Source organism: Yersinia entomophaga (assembly GCF_001656035.1).
GTDB classification, from domain to species: domain Bacteria; phylum Pseudomonadota; class Gammaproteobacteria; order Enterobacterales; family Enterobacteriaceae; genus Yersinia; species Yersinia entomophaga.
Map to the genome: position 1 here is coordinate 2,782,708 of NZ_CP010029.1, position 18,692 is coordinate 2,801,399.

Here is an 18,692-nt window from a genome sequence, read left to right on the forward strand (position 1 = left end):
GGCTATTGCCCACGCATTTTTTGGTGTTGCTGTTTCACCTGCTCAGCAACTTGTAGCAAGCTGGCTTCAATTTTCGCCAGCCAGCTTGAAGGTGTGAACAGGCAGGGTTGGTGCTGGCTAAACTGTCTGCGTTTTTCTGAGAGACGAATTTCCAACTCACTCATTTGAGTTAATAACGATTCTGGTACAGCTCCGGCGGATTCACCCGGCAGAGAAACAACCGCGCCCTGACGACTAACGTCCAAAATAACCAGGTGCTGGCGGTCGTCAATTTCGGCATCAATGCTCTGTGCGAAACCGACGCCATTCAGTTTGGCACGCAGTACGCCGCCTTTGTTTAGCCATTGCACCAGAGCGTCCCGCTCGATTTGCAGATGATTGACTTGAATATCGTGCAAATTCAGCGGTTTTTGTAGGAAAAATGTCAAAGTTGCATCGGTCAGATTTTCTGGCAAAGAATATTGGGGCTTACGGCTGAATATGCCGCTTTGCTTTATCAACGTGAGCGCTTGCCGATCGCTTTGCTGTTGCTGATGTTGCAGCCATTGAGCCTGAATATGTTGGAGCTGAGTGATAAGCAGCTGTTGCTGATAGCTTTGCTCACATAACAGTTGTTCCAACTGCTGCTGGAGTAGTTTGAGAGAGTTAAGGTCATGCCACAGGCAATCTTTCAGTAAAATCATATCGATAGGCGCAATGGCATCGCGACCGCTGAAAAAGGCGCTGGCTTGCAGCAAGCGCAGGGCTTTTTTCCAACGTCGATCAGAAACATAAGGCGCCTGCTCTAAGGCACCTAAGCGTTGACGTAATTGAAAAATAAGTTCGAAACAATTATCTGGCAGCGTAATTTTATCTATCTGTGGCTGCCACTGATGAAACTCTTCATCGGTGATACTAAGATTTTCCGCCACCGGATTATGGTTTTCGTTTTGACGCGTTAATAGCAATGAGCGGAAGTTTTGTTTTTCCTGCACTCGATCTAACCACAGGCGAATTAGCATACGGTCATAAAGAGCCTCCAAACTGCTATCGGCATCGGGCAGTTCGTTGGATGCCGTAACCAACAGACGCATTGGAATGCTTTCTTCTTTGTCACCGTTGCGAAAACGCCGTTCGTTAATCGCTGTCAGCAAAGTATTCAGAATCGCCGGGCCAGCTTTCCAGATTTCATCCAGAAAAACGATTTCCGCTTCCGGCAAATAACCGTGGGTCATTCGCTGGTAACGCCCCTCTTCTTTCAGTGCCTGAATGGATAGCGGGCCAAAGACCTCTTCCGGCGTTGAAAAACGCGTCATCAGGTATTCAAAAGCCCTGGCATTACGGAAGGCAAACTTCAGGCGACGGGCAATCAGACTTTTAGCAATTCCAGGTGGGCCAAGTAAAAACACGCTTTCTCCGCTCAACGCGGCGAGCAGGCATAAGCGTATCGCTTCCTGCCTTTCATACAGTCCGGTTTCCAGCGCATTACTTAAACGGGATATTCTGTCTGCTAATTGCGTTGATTGCGCCATAATTATCCTAAACGGTCGATGCGTGAACTGATATTTACCCAAGAGGTAGAGATTAAACCACTTTTTTTAATGTTATAGCTTCTTGATTAGTAAAATTTTTATGTTATTGATGATGCTTACCTCATCATTTATTGCCTTCTTTATCTCCCGATTTAAGGGTAGGCAATCAGTTTAAATCGTGCATACTGTGCGCCTTTTGGTGAGCGTCAAGGGACAGAGAACCGTCGGTTGGGTTCTTAAACGCACGCATCAGCTTATGGATGTTCTAGCAAAAAGAAACAAATTATGAGCACAGAACATAAACGATCTTTATCGGCAGTAACCCTGGCAGCAATAGGGGTAGTGTACGGTGATATTGGTACCAGTCCTCTTTATACCTTAAGAGAATGTTTTTCTGGTCATTATGGTTTTGACGTGCGTCCTGACGTCGTATTTGGTTTTCTCTCTCTGATATTCTGGATGTTAATCCTGATTGTCTCGCTAAAGTATCTTACCTATGTGATGCGAGCCGATAACGCCGGTGAAGGCGGGATTTTAACCCTGATGTCTCTGGCCGGCAGAAACACGTCCTCCCGCGCAACGTCGATATTGGTCATACTTGGCCTGATAGGCGGCAGTTTTTTCTATGGCGAGGTCGTGATCACTCCCGCGATCTCGGTGATGTCGGCGATAGAAGGTTTGGAAATAGCCGCCCCCGCCCTCGATCCTTATATCGTTCCCTGTTCAATTGCCGTTCTGACTTTATTGTTTGTCATTCAAAAACACGGTACCGGTAGCGTGGGCAAACTCTTTGCGCCGGTCATGTTAGTTTGGTTCCTGACGTTAGCGGTGCTGGGTATTCGGGGCATTATGGATAACCCGGAAGTGCTCAATGCGATGAATCCTAAGTGGGCGCTGGCCTTCTTTGCGGAATACAAAACGGTTTCTTTCTTTGCCTTAGGTGCGGTAGTGCTGGCAATTACCGGCGTAGAGGCACTGTATGCGGATATGGGGCATTTCGGTAAATTCCCTATTCGTCTAGCTTGGTTCACCGTGGTGCTGCCTTCGTTGGTGCTGAACTACTTTGGTCAGGGCGCACTGTTGCTGAAAAATCCGGAAGCGATAAAAAACCCCTTCTTCCTGCTAGCTCCCGATTGGGCGCTGATTCCATTGTTGGTTCTGGCAACGTTAGCGACGGTTATTGCCTCGCAGGCCGTGATTTCTGGCGTATTCTCCCTGACTCGTCAGGCGGTGCGTTTAGGCTATTTACCACCAATGCGCATTATCCATACTTCAGAAATGGAGTCTGGCCAGATCTATATTCCCGTAATTAACTGGACGCTATATATCGCCGTAGTATTGGTGATTATCGGCTTCGAACGTTCCAGTAATCTGGCCGCGGCCTACGGTATTGCCGTTACCGGCACCATGGTATTGACCAGTATTCTGTTCTGCACCGTGGCGCTGAAAAACTGGCACTGGAATCGGGTATTCGTAGCCTGCTTATTGATGATATTACTGATCATCGATATCCCGATGTTCTCCGCCAACGCCTTGAAGCTGTTCTCCGGCGGTTGGTTACCTCTGACGCTGGGTCTGGTGATGTTCATCATCATGACCACCTGGAAAAGCGAGCGTTTCAGCTTACTACGTCGGATGCATGAGCACGGTAATTCTCTGGAAGCGATGATCGCCTCACTAGAGAAATCGCCACCGGTGCGGGTTTCAGGTACGGCGGTATATATGTCGCGTGCCGTGAATGTGATTCCTTTCGCGCTATTACATAACCTCAAACACAATAAAGTGCTGCATGATCGCGTGGTATTGCTGACTCTGCGCACTGAAGACGCGCCTTATGTACACAACGTTCGCCGTGTGACAATTGAGCAGCTCTCACCGACCTTCTGGCGTGTGGTGGCCAGCTACGGCTGGCGAGAAACGCCGAACGTGGAGGAAATCTTCCACCGCTGCGGTCTGGAGGGGCTGCCTTGCCAGATGATGGAAACCTCCTTCTTTATGTCCCACGAGTCGTTAATATTGTCGAAACGGCCTTGGTATTTGTTCCTGCGCGGTAAACTGTTTATGGCTCTGAGCCGCAACGCTCTGCGCGCGCCGGATCAGTTCGAAATCCCGCCTAATAGGGTGATTGAACTGGGAACTCAGGTAGAAATCTAGTTACTAAGGCCGTCATTCCGACGGCCTTTTTACTTCTTGTACTGATACGCACTGACTTTTTATCCGCAGATTTTCCCTACCACTTATTTTCCCGAAGTATTTAGCCAGTTTATTCATCCTTGTTTAATAGTGCAGCGAAACGTTTCGATGGCGATCACAAATTCACCACATTAGGTTTGCCTTCTGCTGTCTTTTTTTTAAACTTATCCATCAGCGAAACGTTTCGCTGTCGGAGCAAAAAATGAAAAAAGGCGTATTACTGAATTCTGATATTTCCGCGGTTATCTCCCGATTAGGTCATACGGATCAAATCGTCATAGCGGATGCTGGGCTGCCGATTCCGGCCAGTACCACCCGCATCGATTTGGCGCTAACACAGGGTGTACCTGGCTTCCTCCAGGTGCTGTCGGTGGTGACGCAGGAAATGCAGGTAGAAAGCGCTATTTTGGCGGAAGAGATCGCGAAGAATAATCCGCAGCTCCATGAAGCTTTGCTGACACAACTTAAACAACTTGAGCAACACCAGGGAAACTCCATTGCTTTGCACTATGTCAGCCATGAGGCTTTCAAAGAGCAAACAAAACATAGCCATGCGGTCATCCGTAGCGGGGAATGTTCACCTTTTGCGAACGTGATTCTCTGCGCTGGCGTAACTTTCTGAGGCATTTATGCAACCTTTGCTGCAATTGAAAGGGATTGATAAAGCCTTTCCCGGCGTCAAAGCGCTCTCTGGCGCTGCACTCAGTGTTTACCCCGGACGGGTAATGGCGCTGGTGGGTGAAAACGGCGCAGGGAAATCGACGATGATGAAAGTGCTGACGGGCATTTATACCAAAGATGCCGGTAGCCAGCATTTTCTCGGTCAGGAAGTGGTATTCAATGGTCCCAAGGCCTCGCAGGAAGCGGGTATTGGGATTATTCATCAGGAACTTAACCTGATTCCACAGCTGACCATTGCCGAGAATATCTTTCTTGGTCGTGAATTCGTTAACCGTTTTGGCGGCATCGATTGGAAAAAGATGTATGCCGAAGCGGATCGCCTGTTATCCCGCCTGAATATTCGCTATAGCAGCCATCGTTTGGTCGGTGAGCTTTCCATCGGCGATCAGCAAATGGTCGAAATTGCCAAGGTGCTGAGCTTCGAATCCAAAGTCATCATTATGGATGAGCCAACGGATGCGCTGACAGACACAGAAACCGCCTCGCTATTTAACGTAATCAACGAGTTAAAAGCTGAAGGGCGCGGCATTGTCTATATCTCTCACCGTCTGAAAGAGATTTTTGAGATCTGCGACGATGTGACGGTTTTCCGCGACGGCCAGTTTATCGGTGAAAAGCCGGTAAGCGAGCTGGAAGAAGATACATTGATTGAAATGATGGTTGGCCGGAAGCTGGAAGAACAATATCCACGCCTGAATTTGCCTTTGGGCGATGTGCGCTTGCAAGTGAAGGAACTTTGCGGCCCAGGGGTGAACGACGTCAGCTTTACGCTGCACGCCGGTGAAATCCTCGGTGTGGCCGGGTTAATGGGCGCAGGGCGTACTGAACTGATGAAAATCATTTACGGCGCGCTGCCGCGTAAATCTGGTTATGTGATGCTGGATGGTCGTGAAGTGGTGACCCATACCCCGCAGGACGGTTTGGCTAACGGCATTGTTTATATTTCCGAAGACCGTAAGCGTGATGGTTTGGTGTTGGGAATGTCGGTCAAAGAAAATATGTCTCTGACGGCATTACGTTATTTTAGCCGCAGCGGCGGATCGCTGAAACATGGTGAAGAACAGCAGGCCGTGGCTGACTTTATTCGTTTATTCAATATTAAAACGCCATCAATGGAACAGCCTATAGGTTTGTTGTCCGGCGGCAATCAGCAGAAAGTGGCGATAGCCCGAGGATTAATGACTCGACCTAAAGTCTTGATTCTGGATGAACCTACCCGCGGTGTAGACGTAGGGGCGAAAAAAGAGATCTATCAGTTAATCAACCAGTTCAAGCAAGAAGGGCTCAGCATCATTCTGGTTTCTTCAGAAATGCCAGAGGTGATAGGCATGAGCGACAGAATTCTGGTGATGCATGAAGGTCATTTAAGCGGTGAGTTCTCTATTGAACAGGCCACTCAAGAAGTGTTGATGGCAGCCGCCGTCGGCAAGCGTGATTTATTTATGAGTAGTAGCGCGCAAAGCAGGAGTAATCAGATATGAGTTCCCAGACTATCCAGACCAAACGCTGGTTCAGCAAAGAGTGGCTACTAGAACAAAAATCGCTGATTGCGCTGCTGGTGCTGATTGCCGTGGTTTCGTCCCTCAGCCCGAATTTCTTCACGCTAAATAACCTATTTAATATTCTGCAACAGACCTCGGTGAACGCCATTATGGCGGTAGGGATGACGTTGGTTATCCTGACGTCAGGCATCGATCTTTCCGTGGGTTCCTTACTGGCGCTGACCGGCGCAGTCGCGGCATCGATTGTCGGATTGGAAATGAACGCGCTGGTGGCCGTGGGTGCCGCGTTGGCGGTAGGAGCCTTTGTTGGCGCCTGTACGGGCGTCATCGTGGCAAAAGGCAAGGTGCAGGCCTTTATCGCCACTTTGGTGATGATGCTGCTATTGCGCGGCGTGACCATGGTGTATACCAACGGTAGCCCGGTGAATACCGGATTTACCGATGCCGCCGACGCCTTTGGCTGGTTCGGTATTGGCCGCCCGTTAGGGATACCAACGCCTATCTGGTTGATGGCTATCGTTTTTGCCGGTGCCTGGTACATGCTGCACCATACCCGTTTAGGCCGTTACATTTATGCTCTGGGCGGCAACGAGTCTGCCACCCGTTTGTCCGGTATCAGCGTTGATAAAGTTAAGATTATTGTTTACTCACTGTGTGGCTTATTAGCTGCACTGGCTGGCATTATCGAAGTTGCGCGTCTATCTTCAGCCCAGCCAACTGCCGGTACCGGCTATGAACTGGATGCGATTGCTGCGGTGGTATTGGGCGGCACAAGTCTGGCGGGAGGCAAAGGACGCATTGTTGGGACGCTGATCGGTGCCCTGATTCTTGGCTTCTTGAATAACGGTTTGAATTTATTGGGTGTCTCCTCCTATTACCAAATGATCGTTAAAGCAGTAGTCATCCTGCTGGCGGTATTGGTAGATAACAAAAAGCAGTAGGCGACGTTGCAACAATAACGCCTGCAAAATTAACGATGCTCTCTCCCTACAGGAACTGCGACCATGAAAATGAAAAAACTGGCTACTTTGATCTCTGTTGTTGCCCTGAGCGCCACGGTGAGTGCCAATGCGCTGGCAAAAGACACGATCGCGCTGGTAGTTTCCACCCTGAATAATCCGTTCTTTGTTTCAATGAAGGATGGCGCACAAAAAGAAGCGGACAAACTGGGCTATAACCTGGTGGTGCTGGATTCACAGAACAACCCGGCGAAAGAGTTGGCCAACGTACAGGATCTGACGGTTCGTGGCACCAAGCTGTTACTGATTAACCCAACTGACTCAGATGCAGTGGGTAATGCGATTAAAATGGCAAATCAGGCCAAAATTCCGGTAATCACGCTGGACCGTCTGGCTTCTAAAGGCGAAGTCGTTAGCCACGTCGCTTCCGATAACCGCTTTGGCGGTAAAATGGCCGGTGACTTCATCGCCAAAAAACTGGGTAACGATGCCAAAGTGATTCAACTGGAAGGTATCGCCGGTGCTTCCGCTGCTCGTGAACGTGGCGAAGGCTTTAAACAATCGATGGAACAACATAAATTCCAACTGTTAGCCAGCCAGCCAGCAGATTTTGACCGCACCAAAGGCCTGAACGTGATGCAGAATCTGCTGACCGCACATCCAGCGGTACAGGCTGTTTTCGCTCAGAACGATGAAATGGCGCTGGGTGCGCTGCGTGCATTGCAAACTGCAGGTAAAACCGATGTATTAGTGGTTGGTTTTGACGGCACTGACGACGGCATCAAAGCGGTTGAAGGCGGCAAGTTGGGTGCAACTATCGCTCAACGCCCTGACCAAATCGGCGCTATCGGGGTTCAAACTGCGGATAAAGTGCTGAAAGGCGAAAAAGTACAGGCCATCATCCCGGTTGATTTGAAGTTAGTGACCAAACAATAAAAGCAGAGAATTTAGGTATCACGCCGCCGCAGCAATGCAATGTTAGCGGTGGCGTTATCTACAAAGGAATAGATGCGATGGAAACAGGTAAGCTAGTGGTTCTTGGCAGTATCAATGCTGACCATATTCTGAATATTGAGCAATTTCCACGTCCGGGTGAAACGGTGATCGGGAAGCAGTATCACGTTGCTTTCGGTGGGAAAGGTGCCAATCAGGCGGTTGCCGCCGGCCGCAGCGGAGCGGATATCGCATTTATTGCCTGTGTGGGTGAGGATGATATTGGTGAACGCGTTCGTCAACAGTTGGCTAAAGACCGTATCGATACCACGCCGGTGGAAGCTATCGCAGGCAAAACTACCGGTGTAGCACTGATTTTCGTCAATGGAGAGGGGGAGAACGTTATCGGCATTAATGCCGGAGCAAATTCTGCCGTGACACCCGAATACCTTCAACGTTATCAGCAGCAAATTATTGATGCGCAAGCAGTATTGATGCAGCTGGAATCTCCGCTGGAAACCGTGATAGCCGCTGCGAAACTGGCGAGAGAAAGCCAGACGCAGGTGATTCTGAATCCAGCACCGGCGCGCGAGCTACCGGATGAGTTATTACAGCTGGTGGATATGATTACACCGAATGAAACCGAGGCCGAGCGCCTGACAGGTATTCATATCGAAAATGAGGAAGACGCCAATCTGGCGGCTCGGGCATTACATCAGAAAGGCATTACGACGGTTATTATCACCTTGGGTAGCCGCGGTGTATGGCTTAGCCAGCAAGGTCAGGGCAAACTGATGCCGGGTTTTAAGGTGAATGCGGTCGATACTATTGCCGCCGGTGATACTTTTAACGGCGCACTGCTTACAGCGTTATTGGACGGTCAGGAAATGGCATCGGCGATACGTTTTGCTCATGCAGCGGCCGCGATTGCCGTGACTCGCCCTGGCGCACAACCCTCCATTCCATGGCGGGCCGAAATTGATGCCTTCTTGCAAAACCAGAGGTAATTTTGGCGACCATGAAAGATGTCGCCCGTTTGGCGGGCGTTTCTACCTCGACGGTTTCTCACGTCATCAACAAAGATCGTTTTGTCAGTGAAGCGGTACGCGACAAAGTCGTTGCCGCTATTAAGCAACTCAATTATGCCCCTTCGGCTTTGGCGCGTAGCCTCAAGCTTAATCAAACCCGCACTATTGGCATGTTGGTTACGGCCAGCAGCAACCCGTTTTATGCCGAGGTAGTTCGCGGCGTGGAGCGCAGTTGCTATGAGCGCGGCTACAGCCTGATTTTGTGTAATACCGAAGGCGATATCGATCGGATGAGCCGTAGCATGGAAACCTTGCTGCAAAAGCGCGTTGATGGCTTGCTATTAATGTGTACCGAAAATCATCGCCCGTCTCAGGATGTTCTCCGCTGTTACCCTTCTTTACCTATTGTCATGATGGATTGGGCTCCTTTTGAAGGTGTGAACGACACCATTCAGGATAACTCGCTGTTAGGTGGGGATATGGCCACGGATTTCCTGATTGCCAAAGGCTATAAACGCATTGCCTGTATCGCCGGACCACAGGATAAGACTCCGGCCAGAGAACGGCTGGAAGGTTACCGTCAGGCGATGAAGCGTGCCGGCTTGCCGATCTTGGCTGGATATGAAATTGCCAGTGACTTTGAGTTTGCGGGTGGTTTGGAATCAATGAAGCAGTTATTGGCTTTGCCCGAAGTGCCGGAAGCAGTATTTACTGGTAATGATGCGATGGCAGTTGGGGTTTATCAGGCGTTGCATCAGGTTGGATTATCCATCCCGCAGGATATGGCGGTTATTGGTTACGATGATATCGAGATCGCCCGTTATATGACGCCGCCGCTTACGACTATTCATCAGCCGAAGGATGATTTGGGTGAATTGGCCATCGATACATTAATTCATCGTCTGAATAATCCATTTGCAGAACCGCAGATTCTCACGCTCACACCTGAGCTGGTGGAGCGTGGTTCTGTTGCTCAGCGCTAGACTTTGCTTTTCCGCGCGCTGCGGCCTTTAATCAGGTTATCGCCATCTTTAGGTTTGAGTAGCAAGAACACTAGGGATGAAACCAATGTCACTGCGCCCATGGTAATAAAGGTGTAGTGGAAATGGTCGATGTGATTGCCAAACGGTAATTCCTCGTAGAAACGCAGTACGGCGGCGCTGATAGCGACGCCAAAGCTGATGGAAAGCTGTTGAGTGACGGCCAGTACGCTATTACCGGAGCTGGCGTTGTTATCGGTCAGGTCTGCCAGCGTAATGGTATTCATGGCCGTAAATTGGGTAGACATCGCCATTCCCAAAATGAATAGTGGCACGATCATTAGCCAGACAGACATGCCCGGCGTTTGTAATGAAAACAATCCAATCAGTGTGCCAATAATCAACGTAATGCTCACCAGCACCTTTCTATAGCCCAACCAGCGCAAAACCTGAGTCACGGTAGATTTTGCCATCATTGAGCCGATAGCCGTCGGCGCCATCATGCAACCGGCAATGATGGCCGAGTAGCCAAAGCCAACTTGTAGCATCAATGGCATCAGGAAAGGTACACAGCCAGTTCCCAATCTGGAAGCGATATTACCGGCTATCCCGACGGAGAACGTTCTGGTTTTGAATAGAGGTAATCCGATTAATGGATTTGGGTGTCCCTTGGCGTGGAAAATATAACCGACTAGCAGGAGCAATCCCCCAAGCATCATCGAGGGAGAAAGATAGCCCGACACTTCCGCTTTCCCCATCATCTCCAGACTGATAGAAATCATGACCAAACTAAAGCCGAACAGTAGGAAGCCACTAATATCAAAGGCTCGCTTAGGCATAGTGAAATTAGGCATGTATTTCAGCGCATAAAAAATGCCTAACAGGCCAATGGGGATATTGATAATGAAAATCCAATGCCAACTGGCGTAAGTCACCAGCAGGCCACCCAGCAAGGGGCCCATAATGGGGCCGACTAAACCGGGAATGGTTACGAAATTTAGAACCGGCAGTAATTCACTGCGCGGATAAGCGCGTAATAATGCCAGTCGCGCGACTGGCATCATCATGGCGCCGCCAATGCCTTGGATAACCCGCGAGGCGACCAGAAATGAGAGGGAACCTGATAACGCACATAATAAAGAGCCAAAGGTAAACAGCGAGACGGCAATGATAAAAATTCGCCGGGTGCCGTAGCGATCGGCTAACCAGCCGCTGACTGGGATCAGCATAGCGACGGTTAGCGTGTAGCTGATAATGGCAGACTGCATAGTTAACGGCGAGCGATTGAGGCTTTCGGCTATCGCGGGAAGGGCTGTGTTTAATATTGTTGCGTCCAGCGCCTGCATAAAGAAAGCCATGGCGGCAATCCAGGGTAAGCCGGCCATGCTACGAGCAGATTTAATCATTCTATTTCCTGATGGAATTCGTTATTAACAATCCTCTCTTCTATATATAGATAACATGTGATTACACACTCCGTCAGTTTTTGTCTTGTAATAATACCTGACAGGCAATGCAGGCACCCTGACTGTCGCTGGCAAGGATGGTATCAACGATAGATTGGTGGTGTTGCAGCTTTATCACTTCATCGCCGGTAATAGCACGGAAGTAGCTGTGATATACCGAACTGAACAAATTGGCGAACGAAGTCAGGAAGGGATTACCACTGGCTTCGTAGATCAGTTGATGAAATTGGGTATCCACCTGAATCCAGCGTTCACGATCAAATTCACGGTGCAGCGCCTGCATTTCTGCCATCAATATAGCCAATTGCTGTTTTTGCGCAGGATTAGCGTTAACCGCGGCCAAAGCGCAGGCCTGTGGCTCTAACGCGGTTCGTACCAAAATAAAGTGCTGCATCACCTGATCGAAGTTTTCACGGGTCATCCACCAGGTGAGTAACTCCTGATCGAGAAAATTCCAGTTGGACTGCGGCATAATGCGCGTACCAATCCGTGGCCGTGGCAACAACATCCCTTTCGCCGCTAACATTTTAACCGCTTCACGTACTGCAGTGCGGCTTACGCCGAACTGTTCGCCTAGTTCTATCTCTCCGGGCAGTATAGAACCGGCTATATATTCGCCCGCCAGGATACGCTGGCCAATCTTTTCAGCTAATAAATAGGAAAGGTTGCGTTGGGCGGCTTGTTGTTGGGCGTTAAATTGCATGGTGATTTGTCCTGGCTAACTTCTTATCCTTCTATTTTACTCTACTGTTTCACTCTGGTATTGGCTGTTTAACTGAAAAGTAGTAGAAAAGTTATCCATTTCCGCACTTTTTGATGAAAAAAAAGCCGGTTGGAAAATTATTTGAAATTAGGGGTTGCAGCCTGTCAGGAACTCCCTATAATGCGCCTCCACTGACCGGGAACAACGAAACAAACTTCGCCGGGTCAGGAAGTGTTAAGCAGGCGGAAACGCCGGTTCTTAAAACGAAAGTTGAAAAGAAAAGCTTGACACTTCAGCGGGAAAGCGTATTATCTGCCTCCCGCGTTACCGTAAGATTCGCCGCAAGCGAACGGGTAACGAACGCTCTTTAACAATTTATCAGACAATCTGTGTGGGCACTCGCAAGACGATATCAAAGCCTGTTTCGGCAGGCAGAAGAAATATCAAGTCTTGAAGAGTGACCAAAGCAGTAAACATTTGAACTTCGGTTCGAATGCATATTTGCAGAAAGTAATCTTTGAGCATCGCTACTTCGGTAGCAAATCAAACAAATCTTAAATTGAAGAGTTTGATCATGGCTCAGATTGAACGCTGGCGGCAGGCCTAACACATGCAAGTCGAGCGGCAGCGGAAAGTAGCTTGCTACTTTGCCGGCGAGCGGCGGACGGGTGAGTAATGTCTGGGAAACTGCCTGATGGAGGGGGATAACTACTGGAAACGGTAGCTAATACCGCATAACCTCGCAAGAGCAAAGTGGGGGACCTTAGGGCCTCACGCCATCGGATGTGCCCAGATGGGATTAGCTAGTAGGTGGGGTAATGGCTCACCTAGGCGACGATCCCTAGCTGGTCTGAGAGGATGACCAGCCACACTGGAACTGAGACACGGTCCAGACTCCTACGGGAGGCAGCAGTGGGGAATATTGCACAATGGGCGCAAGCCTGATGCAGCCATGCCGCGTGTGTGAAGAAGGCCTTCGGGTTGTAAAGCACTTTCAGCGAGGAGGAAGGCATTTCACCTAATACGTGAAGTGATTGACGTTACTCGCAGAAGAAGCACCGGCTAACTCCGTGCCAGCAGCCGCGGTAATACGGAGGGTGCAAGCGTTAATCGGAATTACTGGGCGTAAAGCGCACGCAGGCGGTTTGTTAAGTCAGATGTGAAATCCCCGAGCTTAACTTGGGAACTGCATTTGAAACTGGCAAGCTAGAGTCTTGTAGAGGGGGGTAGAATTCCAGGTGTAGCGGTGAAATGCGTAGAGATCTGGAGGAATACCGGTGGCGAAGGCGGCCCCCTGGACAAAGACTGACGCTCAGGTGCGAAAGCGTGGGGAGCAAACAGGATTAGATACCCTGGTAGTCCACGCTGTAAACGATGTCGACTTGGAGGTTGTGCCCTTGAGGCGTGGCTTCCGGAGCTAACGCGTTAAGTCGACCGCCTGGGGAGTACGGCCGCAAGGTTAAAACTCAAATGAATTGACGGGGGCCCGCACAAGCGGTGGAGCATGTGGTTTAATTCGATGCAACGCGAAGAACCTTACCTACTCTTGACATCCACAGAACGTAGCAGAGATGCTTCGGTGCCTTCGGGAACTGTGAGACAGGTGCTGCATGGCTGTCGTCAGCTCGTGTTGTGAAATGTTGGGTTAAGTCCCGCAACGAGCGCAACCCTTATCCTTTGTTGCCAGCACGTCATGGTGGGAACTCAAGGGAGACTGCCGGTGATAAACCGGAGGAAGGTGGGGATGACGTCAAGTCATCATGGCCCTTACGAGTAGGGCTACACACGTGCTACAATGGCAGATACAAAGTGAAGCGAACTCGCGAGAGCAAGCGGACCACATAAAGTCTGTCGTAGTCCGGATTGGAGTCTGCAACTCGACTCCATGAAGTCGGAATCGCTAGTAATCGTAGATCAGAATGCTACGGTGAATACGTTCCCGGGCCTTGTACACACCGCCCGTCACACCATGGGAGTGGGTTGCAAAAGAAGTAGGTAGCTTAACCTTCGGGAGGGCGCTTACCACTTTGTGATTCATGACTGGGGTGAAGTCGTAACAAGGTAACCGTAGGGGAACCTGCGGTTGGATCACCTCCTTACCTAATGATACGCATTGCGCAGTGTCCACACAGATTGTCTGATAATAGTAATGAGCAAGAGCACCTGTTGATGTCGTGAGTTTCGACTCATGATGACACGAGAAACGATTAAGTTTTTGATTTAGTCGGAATTTCCTGTGTCCCCATCGTCTAGAGGCCTAGGACACCGCCCTTTCACGGCGGTAACAGGGGTTCGAATCCCCTTGGGGACGCCATCCGATAATGAGTGAAAGACATTATCAACTGAATATCTTAAAGATGACTTTAACGAGTCGTGTTTAAGATATTGCTCTTTAACAATCTGGAACAAGCTGAAAATTGAAACACTGCAGCTAAAACTTGTCTCTCCGTAGATTTACCGAGACAAGGAGTCATCTGCAGGTAGAGTCTCTCAATAATCGCAGCACGATGATGTCGAAAGACACCTTCGGGTTGTGAGGTTAAGCGACTAAGCGTACACGGTGGATGCCTAGGCAGTCAGAGGCGATGAAGGGCGTGCTAATCTGCGAAAAGCGTCGGTAAGCTGATATGAAGCGTTACAACCGACGATACCCGAATGGGGAAACCCAGTGCAATTCGTTGCACTATCGTTAGATGAATACATAGTCTAACGAGGCGAACCGGGGGAACTGAAACATCTAAGTACCCCGAGGAAAAGAAATCAACCGAGATTCCCCTAGTAGCGGCGAGCGAACGGGGAGGAGCCCAGAGTCTGAATCAGTTTGTGTGTTAGTGGAAGCGTCTGGAAAGTCGCACGGTACAGGGTGATAGTCCCGTACACAAAAATGCACATGCTGTGAACTCGATGAGTAGGGCGGGACACGTGACATCCTGTCTGAATATGGGGGGACCATCCTCCAAGGCTAAATACTCCTGACTGACCGATAGTGAACCAGTACCGTGAGGGAAAGGCGAAAAGAACCCCGGCGAGGGGAGCGAAATAGAACCTGAAACCGTGTACGTACAAGCAGTGGGAGCACCTTCGTGGTGTGACTGCGTACCTTTTGTATAATGGGTCAGCGACTTATATTTTGCAGCAAGGTTAACCGTATAGGGGAGCCGTAGGGAAACCGAGTCTTAACTGGGCGTCTAGTTGCAAGGTATAGACCCGAAACCCGGTGATCTAGCCATGGGCAGGTTGAAGGTTGGGTAACACTAACTGGAGGACCGAACCGACTAATGTTGAAAAATTAGCGGATGACTTGTGGCTGGGGGTGAAAGGCCAATCAAACCGGGAGATAGCTGGTTCTCCCCGAAAGCTATTTAGGTAGCGCCTCGTGAACTCATCTTCGGGGGTAGAGCACTGTTTCGGCTAGGGGTCCATCCCGGATTACCAAACCGATGCAAACTCCGAATACCGAAGAATGTTATCACGGGAGACACACGGCGGGTGCTAACGTCCGTCGTGAAGAGGGAAACAACCCAGACCGCCAGCTAAGGTCCCAAAGTCATGGTTAAGTGGGAAACGATGTGGGAAGGCATAGACAGCCAGGATGTTGGCTTAGAAGCAGCCATCATTTAAAGAAAGCGTAATAGCTCACTGGTCGAGTCGGCCTGCGCGGAAGATGTAACGGGGCTAAACCATGCACCGAAGCTGCGGCAGCGACACTTAGGTGTTGTTGGGTAGGGGAGCGTTCTGTAAGCCGTTGAAGGTAGTCTGTGAGGACTGCTGGAGGTATCAGAAGTGCGAATGCTGACATAAGTAACGATAATGCGGGTGAAAAACCCGCACGCCGGAAGACCAAGGGTTCCTGTCCAACGTTAATCGGGGCAGGGTGAGTCGACCCCTAAGGCGAGGCTGAAAAGCGTAGTCGATGGGAAACAGGTTAATATTCCTGTACTTGGTGTTACTGCGAAGGGGGGACGGAGAAGGCTAGGCTAGCCGGGCGACGGTTGTCCCGGTTTAAGCGTGTAGGGGGGTGTTCCTGGTAAATCCGGAAAACCATCAACCCTGAGGCGTGATGACGATGCACCACGGTGCAGAAGTAGTTGATGCCAAGCTTCCAGGAAAAGCCTCTAAGCATCAGGTAACATTGAATCGTACCCCAAACCGACACAGGTGGTCAGGTAGAGAATACTCAGGCGCTTGAGAGAACTCGGGTGAAGGAACTAGGCAAAATGGTGCCGTAACTTCGGGAGAAGGCACGCTGGCGCTAGGTGAAGAGACTTGCTCTCGGAGCTGAAGCCAGTCGCAGATACCAGCTGGCTGCAACTGTTTAATAAAAACACAGCACTGTGCAAACACGAAAGTGGACGTATACGGTGTGACGCCTGCCCGGTGCTGGAAGGTTAATTGATGGGGTCAGCCGCAAGGCGAAGCTCTTGATCGAAGCCCCAGTAAACGGCGGCCGTAACTATAACGGTCCTAAGGTAGCGAAATTCCTTGTCGGGTAAGTTCCGACCTGCACGAATGGCGTAATGATGGCCAGGCTGTCTCCACCCGAGACTCAGTGAAATTGAACTCGCTGTGAAGATGCAGTGTACCCGCGGCAAGACGGAAAGACCCCGTGAACCTTTACTATAGCTTGACACTGAACATTGAGCCTTGATGTGTAGGATAGGTGGGAGGCATCGAAGCGTGGACGCCAGTCTGCGTGGAGCCAACCTTGAAATACCACCCTTTAATGTTTGATGTTCTAACTCGGCCCCATAATCTGGGGTGAGGACAGTGTCTGGTGGGTAGTTTGACTGGGGCGGTCTCCTCCCAAAGAGTAACGGAGGAGCACGAAGGTTAGCTAATCACGGTCGGACATCGTGAGGTTAGTGCAAAGGCATAAGCTAGCTTGACTGCGAGAGTGACGGCTCGAGCAGGTACGAAAGTAGGTCTTAGTGATCCGGTGGTTCTGAATGGAAGGGCCATCGCTCAACGGATAAAAGGTACTCCGGGGATAACAGGCTGATACCGCCCAAGAGTTCATATCGACGGCGGTGTTTGGCACCTCGATGTCGGCTCATCACATCCTGGGGCTGAAGTAGGTCCCAAGGGTATGGCTGTTCGCCATTTAAAGTGGTACGCGAGCTGGGTTTAGAACGTCGTGAGACAGTTCGGTCCCTATCTGCCGTGGGCGTTGGAAGATTGAGAGGGGCTGCTCCTAGTACGAGAGGACCGGAGTGGACGCATCACTGGTGTTCGGGTTGTCATGCCAATGGCATTGCCCGGTAGCTAAATGCGGAAAAGATAAGCGCTGAAAGCATCTAAGCGCGAAACTTGCCTCAAGATGAGTCTTCCCTGGGGCTTTAAGCCCCCTGAAGGAACGTTAAAGACTATGACGTTGATAGGCTGGGTGTGTAAGTGCAGCGATGCATTGAGCTAACCAGTACTAATGATCCGTGAGGCTTAACCTTACAACACCGAAGGTGTTTTAGAGAGCGTTTTGATTTTCAGCATTGTTAACAGATTGGATTGACTGGCTGTGTGATGTAAATCACGTGGCGGGTTGATTAAAACAGAATTTGCCTGGCGGCAATAGCGCGGTGGTCCCACCTGATCCCATGCCGAACTCAGAAGTGAAACGCCGTAGCGCCGATGGTAGTGTGGGGTCTCCCCATGCGAGAGTAGGACACTGCCAGGCATCAAATCAAGCCAAGACCCCATGCCAAAAGCGTGGGGTTTTTGCTATGGAAAAAAGACAGACGCGAGGCGGATAAAAGTCATTGCCGCCCTCGAACCGAGCCTCCTGCGATTGCGGGGGGCTTTTTGCGTTTAAGGGCATGGGAACCCCCGGGAATGCCGGGCGTTGAAGGCGTATATGGCGATTTTCATTCCATAGGGGGCGGCTTATCCGGTAAATTGCGCCGCCGTTGACGTTTTCAGGCAGTAAATTCGCAGCATTTTCAGGCAGATACAGTCACTCACCGGGCTTATATTTTATTAAAAAGCCATGTAACCAACGAACCAGGTCGGTTTTATCGGAAACTCATCCCCCATTAACGGGTATTCACACTCGGCGGTAGCTCAAGAGCCAGGCTTGCATCCGGTGGGGCGTAAGGGGATAAAACGTGTCGCCAGTCGGGATGCTGAGGCCTCTGATACACTACCGGCCTCACTGCGAAGAGTAACAGACAGAAGATTTTTAACTGCTGGTTAAAACTCTGGCGGTGACTGACGAGTCAGGCTACATACCAAATAACCTTTTTTATCATCTAGATTGTTGTGTTGTTAACTTGCAATGAGGGTGATTTTGCCGAAGTTTTAGGCAATGTGATGCAACCCTACCCCAAATTAGCCCAGTTATCAGGGTGTTATAAGATGCTATTAACGGTGTGAATAAGTGGCTGTTTGAAAAGTGGTTTTAGCGGCAAGAGTGTGGGCTGTCAGGCGCAAGCGTCCTGTTGAAAAGTCAGCTAAGTCATCATCTTCGAGCCAACCTAATGGCGTGACCAGCTTTATACTATCAGCAGCAGTTAAGACTGACTTTTCAGCCAGGAACAGATGAAATCAGCAATATGATAGGGTTGATTAATATCCAATTGCGGTAAATCTGTAGGTGCCGGTTCATCGCTTGCTAGCGCAATAACATGCTTATCGATTACTCCGGTAAAAGGTTTTCCTACAGCCGCTCGATATAGGGCGATCTTATTGATAGGCTCATGTCTGAACCCCTCGACCAATACGAGATCGATACTGTTTGCATCCA

Annotated in this window: 12 protein-coding genes, 1 tRNA gene and 3 rRNA genes; 12 read left to right on the forward strand and 4 right to left on the reverse strand. The window is 50.0% G+C overall.

Translation table 11 applies throughout. The annotated features are described in order from the left end of the window. Positions 1 to 2: 2 nt before the first annotated feature. Positions 3 to 1,511 carry an ATPase RavA gene (ravA, locus tag PL78_RS12660; RefSeq protein WP_064516004.1) on the reverse strand — a complete coding sequence of 503 codons (1,509 nt, stop codon included), beginning with the start codon at positions 1,509 to 1,511 and terminating at the stop codon, positions 3 to 5. Between the two features lie 285 nt (positions 1,512 to 1,796). Here ravA and kup point away from each other — a divergent pair, with 285 nt between their 5' ends. From kup to rbsR, 7 genes are all read left to right on the forward strand, one after another. Next, complete coding sequence (gene kup, locus PL78_RS12665) at positions 1,797 to 3,665, forward strand: low affinity potassium transporter Kup (RefSeq protein ID WP_064516007.1); 1,869 nt, start codon at positions 1,797 to 1,799, stop codon at positions 3,663 to 3,665. 241 nt (positions 3,666 to 3,906) lie between these two features. Continuing rightward, positions 3,907 to 4,326 (forward strand): D-ribose pyranase, encoded by a 420-nt coding sequence (rbsD, locus tag PL78_RS12670; protein ID WP_049597449.1) that lies wholly within the window; start codon positions 3,907 to 3,909, stop codon positions 4,324 to 4,326. Positions 4,327 to 4,333: 7 nt separating this feature from the next. Further along, entirely contained in the window at positions 4,334 to 5,866 is a 1,533-nt protein-coding gene (gene rbsA, locus PL78_RS12675; RefSeq protein WP_064516010.1) for a ribose ABC transporter ATP-binding protein RbsA, read from the forward strand. Then, positions 5,863 to 6,828: a ribose ABC transporter permease gene (gene rbsC, locus PL78_RS12680; RefSeq protein WP_064516012.1), complete on the forward strand. Its 966-nt coding sequence runs from the start codon at positions 5,863 to 5,865 to the stop codon at positions 6,826 to 6,828. The genes rbsA and rbsC overlap by 4 nt, the downstream gene beginning before the upstream one ends. Positions 6,829 to 6,891: 63 nt before the next feature. Further along, on the forward strand, positions 6,892 to 7,782 hold the full coding sequence (gene rbsB, locus PL78_RS12685) for a ribose ABC transporter substrate-binding protein RbsB (protein WP_064516014.1): 891 nt from the start codon (positions 6,892 to 6,894) through the stop codon (positions 7,780 to 7,782). 77 nt (positions 7,783 to 7,859) lie between these two features. After that, positions 7,860 to 8,786 carry a ribokinase gene (rbsK, locus tag PL78_RS12690; RefSeq protein WP_064516016.1) on the forward strand — a complete coding sequence of 309 codons (927 nt, stop codon included), beginning with the start codon at positions 7,860 to 7,862 and terminating at the stop codon, positions 8,784 to 8,786. A 2-nt stretch (positions 8,787 to 8,788) separates the two neighbouring features. After that, on the forward strand, positions 8,789 to 9,790 hold the full coding sequence (gene rbsR, locus PL78_RS12695; RefSeq protein WP_064516018.1) for a ribose operon transcriptional repressor RbsR: 1,002 nt from the start codon (positions 8,789 to 8,791) through the stop codon (positions 9,788 to 9,790). Here rbsR and mdtD read toward each other — a convergent pair. Together mdtD and PL78_RS12705 are read right to left on the reverse strand one after the other, a co-directional pair. Further along, on the reverse strand, positions 9,787 to 11,193 hold the full coding sequence (gene mdtD / locus PL78_RS12700; protein WP_064516019.1) for a multidrug transporter subunit MdtD: 1,407 nt from the start codon (positions 11,191 to 11,193) through the stop codon (positions 9,787 to 9,789). The two genes, rbsR and mdtD, sit on opposite strands and share 4 nt — an antisense overlap. 73 nt (positions 11,194 to 11,266) lie before the next feature. Continuing rightward, the gene (locus PL78_RS12705) at positions 11,267 to 11,956 is read right to left on the reverse strand and encodes a FadR/GntR family transcriptional regulator (RefSeq protein ID WP_064514670.1); all 690 of its coding nucleotides are present in this window, start codon (positions 11,954 to 11,956) and stop codon (positions 11,267 to 11,269) included. A gap of 113 nt (positions 11,957 to 12,069) precedes the next feature. Here PL78_RS12705 and PL78_RS20300 point away from each other — a divergent pair, with 113 nt between their 5' ends. The 5 genes from PL78_RS20300 (at position 12,070) to rrf (ending at position 17,627) form a co-directional block, all read left to right on the forward strand. Continuing rightward, positions 12,070 to 12,327 (forward strand): hypothetical protein, encoded by a 258-nt coding sequence (locus PL78_RS20300; protein ID WP_145933964.1) that lies wholly within the window; start codon positions 12,070 to 12,072, stop codon positions 12,325 to 12,327. A gap of 185 nt (positions 12,328 to 12,512) precedes the next feature. Beyond that, positions 12,513 to 14,055, forward strand: a 16S ribosomal RNA gene (locus PL78_RS12710). 139 nt (positions 14,056 to 14,194) lie between these two features. Continuing rightward, positions 14,195 to 14,270 (forward strand) — tRNA-Glu (locus tag PL78_RS12715). A gap of 223 nt (positions 14,271 to 14,493) precedes the next feature. Next, positions 14,494 to 17,400, forward strand: a 23S ribosomal RNA gene (locus PL78_RS12720). 111 nt (positions 17,401 to 17,511) lie between these two features. Next, positions 17,512 to 17,627: ribosomal RNA gene (gene rrf / locus PL78_RS12725) — 5S ribosomal RNA — on the forward strand. The 16S, 23S and 5S rRNA genes sit together here with 1 tRNA gene alongside, the layout of an rRNA operon. 832 nt (positions 17,628 to 18,459) lie before the next feature. Here the strand turns inward: rrf and PL78_RS12730 are convergent. Further along, positions 18,460 to 18,692, reverse strand: a 233-nt coding sequence (locus tag PL78_RS12730; protein WP_201030823.1) for a molybdopterin-guanine dinucleotide biosynthesis protein MobB, incomplete at its 5' end; no start/stop codon positions are given.